At 65.8% G+C, this 521-nt stretch carries 1 protein-coding gene; it reads left to right on the plus strand.

The window, feature by feature from the left end:
- The coding region (locus AC0L20_RS39780) for an efflux RND transporter permease subunit (RefSeq protein ID WP_473295633.1) at positions 1-521 on the plus strand (521 nt) is incomplete at both ends.

Consider the following 521-nt stretch of genomic DNA (forward strand, 5'->3'; position numbering starts at 1 on the left):
ATGGCGTTCTTCCCGGGCTCGGTCGGCATCATCTACCGCCAGTTCTCCGTGACCATGGTCGCCGCGATCGGCTTCTCCGCCTTCCTCGCGCTGTCGCTGACGCCGGCGCTGTGTGCGACGCTGCTCAAGCCCGTCGCTGCCGGCCACGGTCACGCCAAGAGAGGCGTGTTCGGCTGGTTCAACCGCATGCTCGACCGCAGCAAGGAGGGTTATTCCAGCACCGTCGGCTTCTCGCTGAAGCGCACGGGACGCTTGATGCTGGTCTATGTCGCGCTGCTCGCCGGCCTGTCCTGGGCCTTCGTCAATCTGCCCGGCGGCTTCCTGCCCGTCGACGACCAGGGCTTCGTCACCACCGACGTGCAGACGCCGTCGGATTCGTCCTACGGCCGGACCGAGGCGGTGATCGAGAAGGTGGAAAAATACCTGGCGCAGCGCCCGGGCGTCGACAACGTCACCTTCCTCACCGGCTTCAGCTTCTCCGGCCAGGGCATGAACACCGCGCAGGCCTTCATCACCCTGAA

Source organism: Bradyrhizobium sp. Kon58, assembly GCF_055807455.1.